General features: G+C 75.1%; 16 protein-coding genes and 1 pseudogene. 8 read left to right on the top strand and 9 right to left on the bottom strand.

Annotated features, from left to right (window positions below):
- The 4 genes and pseudogenes from AB0N76_RS22745 to AB0N76_RS22730 all read right to left on the bottom strand — a co-directional run.
- Positions 1 to 99 (bottom strand): annotated as a pseudogene (locus AB0N76_RS22745) (phosphocholine cytidylyltransferase family protein); the annotation flags it as partial.
- A 215-nt stretch (positions 100 to 314) separates the two neighbouring features.
- Positions 315 to 632 carry an acyl carrier protein gene (locus AB0N76_RS22740; RefSeq protein WP_363559628.1) on the bottom strand — a complete coding sequence of 106 codons (318 nt, stop codon included), beginning with the start codon at positions 630 to 632 and terminating at the stop codon, positions 315 to 317.
- On the bottom strand, positions 629 to 928 hold the full coding sequence (locus tag AB0N76_RS22735) for an acyl carrier protein (RefSeq protein WP_363559626.1): 300 nt from the start codon (positions 926 to 928) through the stop codon (positions 629 to 631). The genes AB0N76_RS22740 and AB0N76_RS22735 overlap by 4 nt, the downstream gene beginning before the upstream one ends.
- 146 nt (positions 929 to 1,074) lie before the next feature.
- Positions 1,075 to 2,499, bottom strand: a complete 1,425-nt coding sequence (locus tag AB0N76_RS22730; RefSeq protein ID WP_363559624.1) for a fatty acid--CoA ligase family protein — start codon at positions 2,497 to 2,499, stop codon at positions 1,075 to 1,077.
- A 196-nt stretch (positions 2,500 to 2,695) separates the two neighbouring features.
- Between AB0N76_RS22730 and AB0N76_RS22725 the strand changes: the two genes are divergently transcribed.
- From AB0N76_RS22725 to AB0N76_RS22710, 4 genes are read left to right on the top strand one after another with little or no spacing between them, the layout of a single operon-like run.
- On the top strand, positions 2,696 to 3,781 hold the full coding sequence (locus tag AB0N76_RS22725; protein ID WP_363559622.1) for an alpha-hydroxy acid oxidase: 1,086 nt from the start codon (positions 2,696 to 2,698) through the stop codon (positions 3,779 to 3,781).
- A 50-nt stretch (positions 3,782 to 3,831) separates the two neighbouring features.
- Positions 3,832 to 4,605, top strand: coding sequence for a methyltransferase domain-containing protein (locus tag AB0N76_RS22720; protein ID WP_363559620.1), 774 nt, complete (start codon positions 3,832 to 3,834; stop codon positions 4,603 to 4,605).
- Between the two features lie 22 nt (positions 4,606 to 4,627).
- Positions 4,628 to 5,572: an alpha/beta hydrolase fold domain-containing protein gene (locus tag AB0N76_RS22715; RefSeq protein ID WP_363559618.1), complete on the top strand. Its 945-nt coding sequence runs from the start codon at positions 4,628 to 4,630 to the stop codon at positions 5,570 to 5,572.
- Complete coding sequence (locus AB0N76_RS22710; RefSeq protein WP_363559616.1) at positions 5,569 to 6,921, top strand: PLP-dependent aminotransferase family protein; 1,353 nt, start codon at positions 5,569 to 5,571, stop codon at positions 6,919 to 6,921. Before AB0N76_RS22715 ends, AB0N76_RS22710 begins: the two co-directional genes overlap by 4 nt.
- A 120-nt stretch (positions 6,922 to 7,041) precedes the next feature.
- Here the strand turns inward: AB0N76_RS22710 and AB0N76_RS22705 are convergent, their stop codons facing one another.
- The 5 genes from AB0N76_RS22705 to AB0N76_RS22685 all read right to left on the bottom strand — a co-directional run bounded on the left by AB0N76_RS22705 (position 7,042) and on the right by AB0N76_RS22685 (position 11,013).
- Positions 7,042 to 7,440, bottom strand: coding sequence for a hypothetical protein (locus AB0N76_RS22705; protein ID WP_363559614.1), 399 nt, complete (start codon positions 7,438 to 7,440; stop codon positions 7,042 to 7,044).
- Positions 7,441 to 7,586: 146 nt separating this feature from the next.
- Entirely contained in the window at positions 7,587 to 8,351 is a 765-nt protein-coding gene (locus AB0N76_RS22700) for an ABC transporter permease (protein WP_363559612.1), read from the bottom strand.
- Between the two features lie 32 nt (positions 8,352 to 8,383).
- Complete coding sequence (locus AB0N76_RS22695) at positions 8,384 to 9,349, bottom strand: ATP-binding cassette domain-containing protein (protein ID WP_363559610.1); 966 nt, start codon at positions 9,347 to 9,349, stop codon at positions 8,384 to 8,386.
- A 114-nt stretch (positions 9,350 to 9,463) separates the two neighbouring features.
- Positions 9,464 to 10,657: a glycosyltransferase gene (locus tag AB0N76_RS22690; RefSeq protein WP_363559608.1), complete on the bottom strand. Its 1,194-nt coding sequence runs from the start codon at positions 10,655 to 10,657 to the stop codon at positions 9,464 to 9,466.
- Positions 10,654 to 11,013 carry a hypothetical protein gene (locus AB0N76_RS22685; RefSeq protein ID WP_363559606.1) on the bottom strand — a complete coding sequence of 120 codons (360 nt, stop codon included), beginning with the start codon at positions 11,011 to 11,013 and terminating at the stop codon, positions 10,654 to 10,656. The genes AB0N76_RS22690 and AB0N76_RS22685 overlap by 4 nt, the downstream gene beginning before the upstream one ends.
- A gap of 157 nt (positions 11,014 to 11,170) precedes the next feature.
- On the opposite strand from AB0N76_RS22685, the gene AB0N76_RS22680 reads away from it, so the two are divergent.
- The 4 genes from AB0N76_RS22680 to AB0N76_RS22665 all read left to right on the top strand — a co-directional run bounded on the left by AB0N76_RS22680 (position 11,171) and on the right by AB0N76_RS22665 (position 14,022).
- Positions 11,171 to 12,103, top strand: coding sequence for a 3-oxoacyl-[acyl-carrier-protein] synthase III C-terminal domain-containing protein (locus tag AB0N76_RS22680; RefSeq protein WP_363559604.1), 933 nt, complete (start codon positions 11,171 to 11,173; stop codon positions 12,101 to 12,103).
- 105 nt (positions 12,104 to 12,208) lie between these two features.
- Positions 12,209 to 12,499, top strand: a complete 291-nt coding sequence (locus AB0N76_RS22675) for an acyl carrier protein (protein WP_363559602.1) — start codon at positions 12,209 to 12,211, stop codon at positions 12,497 to 12,499.
- Positions 12,500 to 12,502: 3 nt separating this feature from the next.
- Positions 12,503 to 13,336 (top strand): hypothetical protein, encoded by an 834-nt coding sequence (locus AB0N76_RS22670; RefSeq protein ID WP_363559600.1) that lies wholly within the window; start codon positions 12,503 to 12,505, stop codon positions 13,334 to 13,336.
- The gene (locus AB0N76_RS22665; RefSeq protein ID WP_363559598.1) at positions 13,333 to 14,022 is read left to right on the top strand and encodes a 4'-phosphopantetheinyl transferase superfamily protein; all 690 of its coding nucleotides are present in this window, start codon (positions 13,333 to 13,335) and stop codon (positions 14,020 to 14,022) included. The genes AB0N76_RS22670 and AB0N76_RS22665 overlap by 4 nt, the downstream gene beginning before the upstream one ends.
- The last annotated feature ends 31 nt before the right edge of the window (positions 14,023 to 14,053 follow it).

Genomic DNA, 14,053 nt, shown 5'->3' with positions numbered 1-14,053 from the left:
CTCGCCGGTGGCCTCGGCCGGGTCCATCAGCTTGGTGATCCGGCGCATGCCGGTGGCCGGGTCGACGACGACCTTCATCTCCTCGTCGGCGAGCGGGCGCGGCTCGGGCAGCAGCGCGGCGCGGGTGGTGCGGCGCGCGGAGACGTCGAACCGGGTGACCGGGCCGAAGGCGGCCTTGCCGTGGACGACCGCCTCGGCGAGCGCGGCGGTCCCGGTGCCGGCCGCGCTGAGCACGCCGACACCGGTCACGACGGGCCGGACCGGCAGGGCGGGCCGGGCGGCGGACGCGGTGGCGGTGGGCGTGGCGTGGCGGGTCATGACCGGGGGGCTCCGGTGGCGTCGGCGAGCGTCTCGGCGGGTCTGTCGGCGACGGCGTCGGGGCCGGCGTCCGGGCCGGCCGCCGCGAGGACGGCCGCGCGGAACACCGCGACGGCGTCGTCCACCGTCCGGACCGACTCGAACTGCTCGTCGTCGAGGTCCGCTTCGATGCCGTAGCGCTGCTCGAACTCGGCGATCAGCCAGGTGAGTTCGAGCGAGCCGAGCTCGTCGGGGACGTCCTCGGCGGCGCGCTGCCCGAACGCCGCGAGCATCTCCAGGACCTCGGCCCGGTCGGGGCGGGCGAGGTCGGTCACGCCGGGCTGCCCGAGGCGGCGGTGGCGGTCGCGGGGGCGGCGGCGGTCGCGGCGGCGATCCGGGTGGCGACGTCGTTGGTGAACTCGTCCAGCGTCATCAGCGCGGTGCTCTCCATCTCGTCCAGGTCGAACTTGACCCCGAACTCGTCCTCGACCTGGACCGAGAGGTCGGCGAGGGCGAGGGATTCGAGGTCCAGGCCGGCCGGGCCGAGGTCGGTGTCGCCGGTGACCTCGGAGACGTCGTACTGCATCTCGGCCAGGGCGGCGAGGACGAACGCGCGGATGCGGTCCTGCATGGTGTGCTCCTTGTGCCCGGGCGCGTGCGGCGGCCCGGGGTGGTCGGGGAGGTGGAACGGGTGGTGCACCGACGGGCAGGAGGTGGCTGCCCGTCGGGGAAGGCGGACCGGCCCCTCGAGGCGGGTCCGGTGCCGCGGGGCCGGGCTCAGTCGGCGGCGGCGCGCAGCGCGACCGGGTCGCGCAGCAGCTTTCCGGTGGCGGTGCGGGGCAGTCGCGGCAGGAAGGCCAGCCGGCGCGGCCGCTTGTAGGCGGCGAGCTGCCGGGCGAGCCCGTCGTGGACCAGCGCCGGGTCGGCGCCGTCCTCGGCGGCGAGGTAGGCCTCGATGGCGCCCTCGTCGAAGACCACCACGGCCTCGCGGACCTCCGGCAGGGCGGCGATGGTCTGCTCGACCTCGGTCAGGTCCACCTTGAGCCCGCCGATCGAGACCTGCGAGTCCCGGCGGCCGAGCACGGTGACCCGGCCGGTGGCCCGGTCCAGGACGGCGGCGTCGCGGGTGTGCAGCCAGCCGTCCGCCCAGCGGGTCGGGTCGTCGAGCCCGGGGTAGGGGGAGGCGGCGGTGCCCAGCTGCAGTTCGCCGTCGACGAGCCGCAGCCGCATGCCGTGCACGGGGTCCTTGGCCGGGTGCAGGGTGCCGTCCAGGTCGGTGGCGATCACCCCGAGTTCGGTCATCCCGTACATGGTGCCGAGCGGGACGCCGTACCGCGCGGTGAACGCGGCGGGCAGGCCCGGCCGGACCAGTTCGCCGGCCACCACCATCCGGCGCAGCTGCGGCAGTGCTGGCGGATCGGCCGCGCCGGCCAGCAGTTCGGCGTGGAACGGCACGCCGATCACGGTGGTCGGCCGCTCGTCGGCGGCGACCGCGGCGAGGATGCCCGCCGCCGTCATCCGGTCCGGGACGGTGAGCGGGGCGCGCGCGTGCAGGCTGTTCAGCAGGCCGCCGACCAGGCCGAGCACGTGCACCACCGAGGAGAGCAGGACGACCCGCTCGCCCTCGCCGGGGAAGTCCGCGAGCCGCCGGTAGCAGTCGAGTTCGCGGATCAGGTCGCCCGCGGTGCGGGCGATCACCTTGGCCGGGCCGGTGGACCCGGAGCTCAGCTGGACCAGCGCGTGGCCGGTCCGGGCCGGTCGGCCTGCGGGCAGCGCCACGGCCACCGGGTCGACCACGGAGTACCCGCGCAGCGCCGAGCCCGCGGTCGGCCGGCCGGAGCCGACCAGCACCTGCGGGGCCAGCCGTTCCACCGCCAGCTCGACCTCGTGGTCGGTCAGCCGGTGGTCCAGCAGGGCCACTTGGGCGCGCAGCCGCCACGCGGCCAGCAGCACCGCGACGAAGCCCAGCGAGGGCGGCAGTCGCAGCGCGATGGTGCCGCCGGGGCCGAGGCCGGCCGCGGCGAGGTGTCCGGCCTGCTCGGCGACCAGCGCGCGCAGGGCGTCGCGGTCGACGGGCGGGCCGAACCGGAGGCTCTCCTCACCCCCGGGACCGGCCAGCAGCACCCGGTCGACCCAGTCGGCGGGAGCATCGGCGTGCGGGGGTGAGGAGGGCGGCGGAGAAGAAGGGGAAAAGCCGGTCAACGCCACTCCACACAGTGAGGAGATTTGTCATGAACGCTGTCTACATGCCATCACCAGCAATGCGTCCAATTCCGTTGCCAGACCATTGCACAGACGATTGGTCAAATCAAGGTCTATACCAATCCGGTCCAGACCTCCTACGCTGCCGACCCGGGGACCGGTCCCGAGCGCGGCCGGTCCGGGAACGAGGACGCCCGTGACACCACTCACGCTGGCCGGGATCGAACGCGCTGCGCGCGAGCAACTCAGCCCGGAAATCTGGGACTTCATAGAAGGTGGCAGCGGTGCGGAACGCACCCTGGCGGCCAACCGGGAAATGTTCGGACGCTATGCGTTCCGCCCCCGCACGCTCGTCGACGTCTCGGACTGCGCGCCGGCCGTCGACCTGCTCGGCACAACCCTGCGGCTGCCGGTCGGAATTGCCCCGATGGCCTACCACCGTTTGGTCCATCCGGACGGGGAAACCGCGACCGCCCGGGCGGCCGGAAAGGCCGGCGCCCTGCTGGTCGCCGGAATCTTCGCCAGCCGCACCCTGGAGGAGATCGCCGCCGCCGCGACCGGACCACTCTGGCTCCAGCTCTACTGGCTGCGCCGCCGCGACGCCCTCGCCGCGCTGATCGACCGCGCCGAGGCGGCCGGCTTCACCGCGCTGATGCTCACCGTGGACGCCCCCCGGATCGGCCGCCGGCTGCGCGACCTGCGCAACGGCTTCGCCGTCCCGCCGGAGATCCGCGCGGTCAACCTGGACGCCGGCCTGATGGCCGCGAGCCACCGCGCCGGACCGGGCGGTTCGGGCATCGCCGACCACGCCCGCGAGCAGTTCGACCCCACCCTGAGCTGGGCCGACCTGGCCTGGCTGCGCGAACGCAGCCGGCTGCCGCTGGTCCTCAAGGGCGTGCTCACCGCCGAGGACGCCCGCCGCGCCGCCGACCACGGCGTCGACGCGGTCGTGGTCTCCAACCACGGCGGCCGCCAACTCGACGGCGCGCTGCCCGCGCTGGCCGCGCTGCCCGAGGTGGTCGACGCGCTGCCGCCGCACATCCCGGCGCTGCTCGACGGCGGGGTGCGCGAAGGGGCCGACATCGCCGTCGCCCTCGCCCTCGGCGCCCGCGCCGTCCTGGTCGGCCGTCCCGCGCTCTGGGGCCTGGCCACCGGCGGCGAAGCCGGGGTCGGCCGCGTCCTCGACCTGCTCCGCGACGAACTGGAGCACACCATGGCCCTGTTGGGCCGCCCCCGGGCCGCCGACCTGGACCGCGACGCGCTCACCCGCTGGCCGGTTTGAGCGCGCGCCCGCCCGCTGACAACCCACCGCACGACCGAAAGACCGACACCATGACCGCACAGGACGCCTTCCCCGGCTGGGACTGGGACGACCCCGACGGCCTCGCCGGGCAGCTCGACCGGTTCAGCGCCGACGTCGCCACCTGCCGTACCCTCGAACCGGCCGCCGGCGGACTCCCGCACGACCACCGGGACTTCACCGAGCTCGGCCTCACCGGCATCGAGTTCGCCGCCTTCCGCACCGCCCACCCGGCCGGCCTCGGCACCGACCTCACCGCCCTGCGCGCCCCCGACGCGACCACCGAACCCGGCACCCTCTACCGGGTCGACGGCGACCGCTGGTTCACCCAGCTGGACATCTCGAAGCCGCTGCCCTTCGCCGACGCCAGCGTCGACTGGGTCTACGCCGAGCACCTGATCGAGCACGTCACGATGCCCGTCGCCGTCGGCTGGCTGCGCGAGGCCCGCCGGGTGCTGCGCCCCGGCGGCGTCCTCCGGATCACCACCCCCGACCTGGCCCGCTACCTGGTCGGCTATGCCACGAACGACGGCTTCCTGGCCAGGCACCGGCGCCGGCTCAGCACGCTCGGCTTCGGCCCGCCGATGCCGCAGCGCCCGGCCTTCCTGGTCAACCAGATCTTCCGGCACTTCGGCCACCAGTGGATCTACGACCTCGACGAGCTGCGGCACGTCCTCACCCTGGCCGGCTTCGAGGCCGGGCGGATCCGCCACTGCGCCTACCGGCAGGGCGCCCGCGCCGACGTCGCGGACCTGGACACCGCCTTCCGCACCGACGAGACCGTCTACGTCGAGGCCGACCGCTGACCCCTCACCCCAGGGACCCACCATGCCACTGCACCCCCAGGCCCAGGCCCTGCGCGACCGCCGCGCGAGCGCCGGCACACCCCCGCTCTACGAGCTCACCCTCGCCGAGGCCCGGGCCGCCGACCTCGCCGACATCCGCGCCGCCGCCGGCACCCCCGAGCCCGTCGCCGCCGTCGAGGAGCACCGCCTCCCCGGCCCCGACGGCGAGCTCACCCTGCGCCTCTACCGGCCTGCGGACCCCATCCTTCCGGGCCGCCGGCTCCCCGTCCTGCTCTACCTGTTCGGCGGCGGCTGGACTCTCGGCTCGCCCGACACCAGCGATGCGATCTGCCGCGCCCTGACCAACGCGGTCGGCTGCGCCACCGCCTCCGTCGGCTACCGGCTCGCCCCCGAACACCCCTTCCCCGCCGCCGTCCACGACTGCCACGCCGCCGCCCGGTGGCTCGCCGCCAACGCCGAGGCGCTCGGCCTGGACCCGGACCGGCTGGCCGTCGGCGGCGACAGCGCGGGCGGCAACCTCGCCGCCGCGCTCACCCTGCTCGCCCGCGACCACGGCGGCCCGGCCCTGCGCCACCAGCTGCTGGTCTACCCCAACACCGACCACGGCGCCGACACCCCCTCGCTGCGCGAGCACGACGACCCGGCGCTGTTCAACCGCCGCTCGGTCGCCTGGTACTGGGGCCACTACCTGGCCGACCCGGCCGACGGCGCCCACCCGCACGCCTCCCCGCTGCGCGTCCCCGACCTGTCCGGCCTGCCGCCCGCCACCGTCGTCACCGCCGAGTACGACCCGCTGCGCGACGAGGGCGAGCGGTACGCCGAGGCGCTGCGCGCGGCCGGCGTCCCGGTCGAGACCCGCCGCTACGCCGGGATGCCGCACGGCTTCTTCGCCATGACCGGCACCCTGGACGACGCCGCGGCCGCCCAGGCGTACGCGGCCGCCCGGCTGCGCGAGGCCCTGGCGTGACGGCCCCGGCGCTGACCGGTCCGGCGCTGACCGGCCCGGCCCCGCTGCCGCTCGCCGAGCTGCACGCCTCGCTGGCCGACCCGCTGCTCGACGCGATGACCTTCCTCAACGAGGTCACCACCCGCTACCCGGGGGCCGTCTCCTTCGCCCCCGGCCGCCCCTACGAGGGCTTCTTCGAACCCGAGGACGTCCCCGCCTACCTGGACGCCTACCTCGACCACCTGGCCGCCACCGGCCTGAGCCGGGACGCGATCCGCACCACGTTGTTCCAGTACGGGCCGACCAAGGGCGTCATCGCCGACCTGGTCGCCCGCACCCTGGCCAACGACGAGGGCCTCGCGGTGGCCCCCGAGGCCCTGGTGCTGACCGTCGGCGCCCAGGAGGGCATGCTGCTGACGCTGCGCGCGCTGTGCGCCGGGCCGGACGACGTGGTGCTGGTCAGCTCGCCCTGCTACGTCGGCGTCACCGGCGCCGCCCGGCTGCTCGACCTGGCCACCGTCCCGGTCCCGGAGGGCCCCGACGGCGGTCCCGACCCGGCCGCCGTGCAGGCCGCGGCGCAGGCCGTCCGGGCCTCCGGGCGGCGCCCGCGCGCCCTGTACGTCGTCCCGGACTTCGCCAACCCCTCCGGCACCTCGATGCCCGTCGAGGCCCGGGCCCGGCTGCTGGCGACGGCCGCCGCGGCGGACCTGCTGGTGATCGAGGACAACCCGTACGGCTTCTTCGCCCGCGACGCGGCCGAGCGGCCCACCCTGAAGGCGCTGGACCGCGACCGCCGGGTGGTCTACCTGGGCTCCTTCGCCAAGACCTGCTTCCCCGGCGCCCGGCTCGGCTACGTGGTCGCCGACCAGGAGGTGGCCGGTCCCGGCGGGCGGCGCAGCCTGCTCGCCGACGAGCTCGCCAAGCTGAAGAGCATGACGACGGTCAACACCCCGGCCCTCAGCCAGGCCGTGATCGGCGGCATGCTGCTGACCCACGACTGCCGCCTGCGGGCCGCCAACGCCCCTGCCACGGCCCACTACGCGGCCAACATGGCGGCCCTGCTGGCCGAGCTGGAGCGGCACTTCCCGGCCGCCGAACGGGCCCGGCTGGGCCTGTCCTGGAACGTGCCGGAGGGCGGCTTCTTCGCGGTGCTCACGGTGGGCTTCGCGGCCGACGACGCGGCGATGGAGCGCTGCGCGCGGGACTTCGGGGTGCTCTGGACGCCGATGGCGCCGTTCTACCCGGCGGGTGGCGGCGAGCACCGGCTCCGGCTGTCGATCAGCTCGCTGACGCCGGGGCAGATCACCGACGGGGTCGGCCGGCTGGCGGACTTCATCCGCGCCGAGACCGCCCACGCGGTGGCGCGGTAGTCCACCGACCGGCGAGCCCGGTCCCGGTACGCACGACGGCGGCGCCTCCTGGAAGCAGGGGGCGCCGCCGTCGTCGCGCGCGGGAGTGGCGGCCGACTGCCCGGCGGCCGTCAGCAGGCCTCAGCGGGCGTCGGCTGCCCGAGGGTCCTTCTCGGCGCCCTTCACCGGGGGCTTGGCCGCGGCGATCTTGGCCGGAGGCTTCGCGGCGGTGACCTTGGTCGGCGGCTTGGCGGCGACCGCCTTCACCGAGGGCTTCGCCGCGGCGACCTTGGCCGGGGGCTTGGCGGCGACCGCCTTGACCGGCGGCTTCGCCGCCACGCCGTCGGCCACGACCACGGCCGCCGGCCGGGCCTCGGCGGCCTTGACCGGCGGCTTTGCCGCGGCCGGGGTCGCGGCGAGCAGGCCCACCGCCGGCAGCGCGGCGATCACCCCGCCCGCGACGGCCAGACGGGTGCCCCGGCGCCGGGCGGGTACGGCGGCGCGACCGGCGGCAGGGGTGTGGTCGGACGGGGTGCTCATGCGGTTCCTCTCGACGAACGGACGATCGGCTGACCCGACGATAGGCCCGCCCATCGGCCGCGACAACCAACCGTCCACCGTCCGACCACCGATGACGGACCGACAGTCGAGCGACCCGTCCCGCCTGCTGCCGCCGTCCGAGGGGCTCAGCGCACCCGGGTCGAGAACAGCCGGGCCGACCAGTACACCGCCGCGGCCGTCATCAGCGTGACCACCAGCAGGCCCTGCCAGACCACGGCGTCCCCGACGTGGCCCGCGAACAGCGCGCGCATGCCCTCCACGGCCCAGTAGAAGGGGTTCCACTTGGCCATCGTCTGCAGCCACATCGGCGCCAGCGCCAGCGGCAGCAGCGTGCCCGAGAGCAGCGCGATCGGCTGGGCGACGGTGTTCACCACCGGCGCCATCGCCTCGTCGGCGGGCAGCACCAGCGCGATCCCGTAGGAGATCGTCGAGGTCATCAGCGCCAGCAGGCCCATCAGCAGGAAGGCCAGCACCAGGTCCAGCGGCCCGACCCGCAGGCCGAACGGCAGCGCGATCAGCGTGATGATCACCGCCTGGAAGAGCAGCGCCACCGTCTCGCGCAGGGCCCGGCCGAGCAGCAGGGCGAGCCGGCTGACCGGGGTCACCCGGGCCCGCTCGATGATCCCGGCCCGCAGTTCGCCGAGCAGGCTGAAGCCGGTGTACAGGCCGCCGAAGATGCACAGCACCGCCAACAGGCCCGGCACGTAGATCTGGTAGGCCTCGGCGTAGCTGGTGGCGCCCATCGGCGCCAGCACCTTCTTCAGCAGAGGTGCGAAGAGCAGCAGGTAGAAGACGGGCTGGATCACCCCGACGGCGATCCAGACCGGCGTTCGCCACATCAGCAGCAACTGGCGCTGGAAGACCAGCCAGGTGTCGCGGGCGAGCTTCATGAGGGCCCCTCCTCGGGGATCCGGAGGTGCGGTCAGGCCTGCTCGATGGAGCGGCCGGTACGGGCCAGGAACACGTCGTCCAGGCTGGGCCGTTGCAGCTGCACGGTGCCGGTGGTGACGCCGGCGCCGTCCAGGGCGCGCAGCAGCCGGGGGACGGCGGCGGCCCCGTCGTCCAGGTAGAGCCGCAGCCCGTCCTCGTCGCGCAGCTCCAGCCGGTGCAGGTCCGGCAGGCCGGGCTGCTCGCGCAGCGCCTTGGCGGCCCGTTCGGCCTCCCCGGCGCCGAGGCCGATGAGCACGACGTCGCCGGAGATCTCGCGCTTGAGCGCCTCCGGGGTGCCCTCGGCGACGATTCCGCCGTGGTCGACGATGGCGACCCGGTCGCAGAGCGCGTCGGCCTCGTCCAGGTAGTGGGTGGTGACGACGACGGTCATGCCCTCGTCGCGCAGCCGGCGGATCTCGGTCCAGACGTGGCCGCGGCTGGCCGGGTCGAGGCCGACCGTGGGCTCGTCCAGGAACAGCACCTTGGGGGCGTGGATGACGCCGAGCGCGATGTCCACCCGGCGGCGCTGGCCGCCCGAGTAGGTGCGGCACGGCCGGTCGGCGAACTCGGTGAGCTCGAAGGCCTTGAGCGCCTCCACGGCGCGGGCCTGCGCGGTGGCCTTCCCGGCGCCGTGCATCCGGGCCTGGAGGACGAGTTCCTCGCGGGCGGTGACGGCGTCGGTGGTGCCGCCGCCCTGGGCGACGTAGCCGATCCGGCGGCGGACCTCGGCGGGGTCGGCGAACAGGTCGGCGCCGGCGATCCGGGCGGTGCCGCCGTCCGGGCGGATCAGCGTGGCGAGCATGCGGAGCGTGGTGGTCTTGCCGGCGCCGTTGGGGCCGAGGAAACCGAAGATCTCACCCGCCGCCACGTCCAGGTCGATGCCTCGGACTGCGTCGACCGGGGGCTGGCCGCGTTTCTTGGAGGTATAGGACTTGAGCAGCCCCTTGGTCTCGATCAACCAGAACTCCCGAGCGGGGATGGATTTCCGGGGCGCCTGGAAGCGGCGCGCGGGGCACCGGAGAAGTGGTGCTGCGGGCCACCCTAGGGGCTGCGGCGCCCCGGAAACAATGGCCTAGACCAATGGATTGACCGTGGGTTCGGCCGGGCGGGCACCGTTCGCGACCAGCGCCTCGACCCGGTCGGCCGCCGTCACCGCCCCGCCGCCGGCCAGCAGTTCCGCGCCGACCCGTGCCGCCGCCCGCCGGTACCCGGGCTCGGTCAGCACGGCGTGCAGCCGGGCGGCGAGCCGTTCCGGCGTCACCCGGGCGAACGGCACCCGCAGCCCGGCCCCGGAGGCCGTCAGCTGGGCCGCCACGAACGGCTGGTCGTGCCGGATCGGCGCCGCCACCACCGGCAGTCCGTGCGCCAACGCCTCGCCGACGGTGTTCATCCCGCCGTGGCAGAGCACCGCGTCCAGCGCCCCGCGCCCCATCAGCTCCAGCACCGGCGCCCGGTCCACCGCCAGCGCGTGGGCGGGCAGTTCGGGCAGCAGCTCGCGCGGCGCCGCGAACACCGCCTGCACCTCGGGCCCGCACAGCGCGACCGCCCGCACCGCCCGGGCCAGGAAGTCCGCGCCCAGCTCGCCGGCCAGCGTGCCCATGGTGACCAGCACCCGCCGCCGGCCCGGCAGCAGGGCGTCCCAGGGGAACGCCGGGTCGGCCGGCCGGTCCGCCAGCACCGGCCCGACCAGCGCGTACTCCGCCGGGAACGGCTTCGGCCCGGTCAGCGCCGGCCCGGTGAAGGCGAGCACCAGGTCGGGGGAGAAGCGCGGGTCGGCGTACTCCTCCTCGGGCAGCCCGGCCCGCCGCCATAGCCCCTGGAGCAGGCCGGTCGTCCACGCCTCCACCTGCGGCAGCCCGCGCAGCGGCCGCCCCAGCTCCATCGCCCCCGGCGCCAGCGTGCCCCAGGGCAGCCGGTGCCGGTGCGCCACCAGTGCCCCGGCCGGCGTGTGCTGGTCGACCAGCAGCGCGTCCGGCCGGAACTCCCGCACCGCCGTGTCCAGCGCCTTCGCGGTGAACCGGGCGTACGGGACGATGAAGCCCTCCCAGAGCGAACGGACCGCGGCCAGCCCGTGCCCGCCCTGCGCCCGGAAGGCCCGGGTGCCGGTGCCGAAGACCCGGGCGTCCGGGCCGAGCAGCGGCCGCAGCACCGACTCGGTGCCGGTCCAGGCCACCTCGTGGCCGCGTGCGACCAGCTCGCGGGCCAGGCCGACGGTCGGGTTGACGTGCCCGGTGAGCGGGGGGACCACCAGCAGGAACCGGCTCATCGGGCGTCCTCCACTCGGGGTTCGGTGGCCCGGGGTTCGGTCGCTCGGGCGACCTCGGTGTGGCCGTCCGGCGCGGGCAGCAGACGCTCGACGTCGGCGACGGTCAGCGCCTCCAGCCCGGCCAGGTCCAGGCCGGCCCGCAGCGCGCCGAGGTCCGCCGCCGGCCCGAAGCGCTCGCGCAGCAGGCAGTCGAGCGTGGTCAGTTCGACCTCGTCCAGCAGCAGGTCACCGTCCAGCCGGTCCTGCGGCGTCACCGCCAGGCCCCACTCGGGCGGCGCCTGGGCGGCCTCGGTCAGCAGCGCCAGCACGGCCGGCCGGACCGGCGGGACGGGGGCGATGGGTTCACGATCGGTCATCCGGTACTCCACCTGCTCGACGGCGCGGGGGCGAGGAAACGGCGGCACGGGACGGGCGCGAAACATGCGCGATCCGTGCGTGAGGTGTGCGGGATGTGTGCCGCAACCGCCCGAGATCACTTGTGCGGACCCGTCGGGCGTGGGAATACTAGCCCGCGTGACCGCACTGGAGGCAGTGGCCGTTCACCTCCCCCACCACACCGTGCCCATCGAGGCAGTGGGCGAGCGCATCGGCCTGACCCCACGTCAACTCAAACTCTTCCGCCGCTTCCACGGCCTGGACCAGCTGCGACTGGACCCGGACGGGAAGCTGCCCGACCTGCTCGGCGCCGCCGTCGACGCCCTCCCGGAGCTGCGCGGACGCGAACGGCACGTCCGTTTCGTGATCCACGCGCGCAGCATGCCGGTGGCCGTGCCGTACCCGCTCAACCCCCTGCACGACCTGCTCCACCGGTACGGCCTCGGCCACGCCCAGGCCTTCACCGTGACCCACCACGCCTGCGCGGTCGGCCTGCTGGCCGTCGACCTGGCCGGACGCCTGCTCGCCGGAGACCCCGACCGGGAGGCGCTGGCCCTGGTGCTGACCGGGGAGAAGACCTTCACCAAGGACGCCCAGGTGGTGCCCGAGACCGGCATCTTCGCCGAGGGCGCGGCCGCCTGCCTGGTCAGCGCCCACGGCGAACGCGACCGGGTGCTCTCCTACGCGGTGCGCCAGCGCCCCGAGTTCGACGGCCGGCTGGCCGAGGACGCGGACCTGCTCGCCCGCTACCAGCGCGAGTACCCGGCCGTGATGATCGAGGCGATCGAGGCCGCCCTCGACCAGGCCGGCCTGGCCCTCGACGACCTCGCCGTACTGCTCCCGCACAACGTCAACCAGGCCTCCTGGCGGATGATCTGCCGCCGGATCGGTTTCCCGATCGGGAAGGTGGTGCTGGACAACGTCCCCGCGGTCGGGCACAGTTTCGCTGCGGACGGCCTCATCAACCTGCACTCCGCCACCACGCGGGGGCAGCTCCGGCGCGGCGACCGGTACCTGCTCGCCTCGGCCGGCATCGGGGCGACCTTCTCCGCCATGGTCGTCGAGCACTGACGCCTTCGTCGGCCCGCCGCTCCGGACGCCGGTCTCCCGGCGTCCCCGCCCACTCCAGCACGACTCCACCACGACTCCACCACGCACGACGGGACGGTCCCATCCATGTCAGATCAAGTGGTCCAGACCACCGACACCGAGCTGCGCGACCGGATCCTGCACAGCCTCGGCGAGCTGATCCCGCGCGTCCTCAAGCGGGACCTGCCCGAAATCCCCGAGAACGCCTGCCTCTTCGACGACCTCGGCCTCACCTCGGCGGGCACCATCGAGCTCATCCTGGAGGTCGAGGAGGCGCTCGACATCCAGGTCGACGTCGAGCAGATCACCGAGGACGACCTGCGCTCGGTGAGCAAGCTCGCCGACTACGTCGCCACGCACCTCATCGCCGAGGACTGACCGGTGCCCGCCGCACCCGCCCCGGCGGGACGGTCCCTCGCCCTCACCCGGGTGCTGACGCGGCACGCCGACGGCCGCTCCGAACACTCCCTCGACCCCGACCTGCGGGTCTTCGTCTCCGACCTGGTCCGCCCCTACGGCCTGCCGCTGCGCGAGGACCTGCTGACCGAGGGCGCCGGCCACGCCTACGAGGAACTCGCCGCCGGCCTGCTCGGCGCGGCCCTCGGCCCGGACGAGCCCGCCGACCTGCTGATCCAGGCCTTCGACTCACCCGACGTCCGCCCCGGCGCACCCACCTCGCTCGCCCTCAGCCGCTCCTGCGCCGGCACGCCCACCGCACTCGCCCTCTGCGACCAGGGCACCGCCGGCGCGTTCAGCGCGCTGCGCGTCGCCGACGCGTACCAGCGCACCGGCGCCGCCCGCCGCGCGGTCGTCGTCCTCGCCGAGCAGACCACCCTGCACTACCGGCCCGCCGAGCCGGTCACGCTGCCCGAACGGCACTGCGCGGTCGTCCTGGTCTGCGAGGAAGTCCCCGCGGGTGACGGTGATCTGACGATCCATCAGGAAAGCATGGCGGACGACGAATCCGCCGCCAAGGAGGTGCGACAGCAGGCCGAGGCGCTCGGCGAACGGACGGCCGTCCTGCTCTCCGCCGGCCTGGACGTGCCGTACCCCGATGCCGTCGTCACACCCCCCGGGCAGCCGTTCACCGGCCTCTGGTCCGAACTCGCCGCCCGGCTCCAGGCCTGGCGCGCCGAACGGCGGCCCGTCCTGCTCGCCGACCTCGACCGGCGGCTCGGCGTCCTGTCCACCCTGACCCTGCGGGCCGGCCCGTGACCGAGGACCGCATCGACGTCTGGCTGATCCCCACCGACCAGCCCGACCCCGTGGTCCGCGCCCTGTACGAACTCCTCGACCCGGCCGAACGCGCCCGCGCCGCCGGCCCCGACACCCGCTTCGGCCGACGCTTCACCGTCACCCACGGCGCCGTCCGGCAGCTCGTCGGCGCCCGGCTCGGCCGCGACCCCGCCGCCCTCACCTGGCGGTACGGGCCGCGCGGCAAACCCGCGATCGACGGGATCGCCGTCAACCAGTCCGGCTCGGGCGCCCTCGCCGCGCTCGCCCTGACGGACGAGGGCCGCGCCGTCGGCGTGGACGTCGAGGAGGTGCGCGACCCCCGCACCGCCACCCGGCTCGCCACCCGGTACTTCCCCGCCGGGGAGGCGGCCCTGATCGCCGAAGCCCCCGACCCCGCCGCGCGGTTCACCACCCTCTGGTGCCGCCGCGAGGCCTGCGTCAAGGCGTACGGCGGCCGGCTGGTCCAGGGCCTCGGCCTGCCGGTGACCGGCCCCGCCCCGGTGCTGCTCGCCGACCCGGGCGCGCTCGGAACCGGCCCCTGCCGGGTCGACGACGTGCCCGTCCCCGGCCCGTTCCGCGCCGCCGTGGCCGCCGTCGGAACCCGCCCGTTCCACCTGGCGGTCCACACCTGGCACGCCAATGAACGTCAACTGCTCGGCAGTTGACGACCCGTCAAGCAGAAGGACGCCTACCGAC

The organism is Kitasatospora sp. NPDC093806 (assembly GCF_040683335.1).
In the GTDB taxonomy this organism is placed as follows: domain Bacteria; phylum Actinomycetota; class Actinomycetes; order Streptomycetales; family Streptomycetaceae; genus Kitasatospora.
This window is presented reverse-complemented; position numbering and strand designations above follow the sequence as displayed.

What these genes read in the sequence shown, in the direction of transcription:
- AB0N76_RS22735 (WP_363559626.1), bottom strand. Translation starts at nt 928, where the DNA reads ATGCAGGACCGCATCCGCGCGTTCGTCCTCGCCGCCCTGGCCGAGATG.
- AB0N76_RS22720 (WP_363559620.1), top strand. Translation starts at nt 3,832, where the DNA reads ATGACCGCACAGGACGCCTTCCCCGGCTGGGACTGGGACGACCCCGAC.
- AB0N76_RS22715 (WP_363559618.1), top strand. Translation starts at nt 4,628, where the DNA reads ATGCCACTGCACCCCCAGGCCCAGGCCCTGCGCGACCGCCGCGCGAGC.
- AB0N76_RS22705 (WP_363559614.1), bottom strand. Translation starts at nt 7,440, where the DNA reads ATGAGCACCCCGTCCGACCACACCCCTGCCGCCGGTCGCGCCGCCGTA.
- AB0N76_RS22700 (WP_363559612.1), bottom strand. Translation starts at nt 8,351, where the DNA reads ATGAAGCTCGCCCGCGACACCTGGCTGGTCTTCCAGCGCCAGTTGCTG.
- AB0N76_RS22690 (WP_363559608.1), bottom strand. Translation starts at nt 10,657, where the DNA reads ATGAGCCGGTTCCTGCTGGTGGTCCCCCCGCTCACCGGGCACGTCAAC.
- AB0N76_RS22685 (WP_363559606.1), bottom strand. Translation starts at nt 11,013, where the DNA reads ATGACCGATCGTGAACCCATCGCCCCCGTCCCGCCGGTCCGGCCGGCC.
- AB0N76_RS22675 (WP_363559602.1), top strand. Translation starts at nt 12,209, where the DNA reads ATGTCAGATCAAGTGGTCCAGACCACCGACACCGAGCTGCGCGACCGG.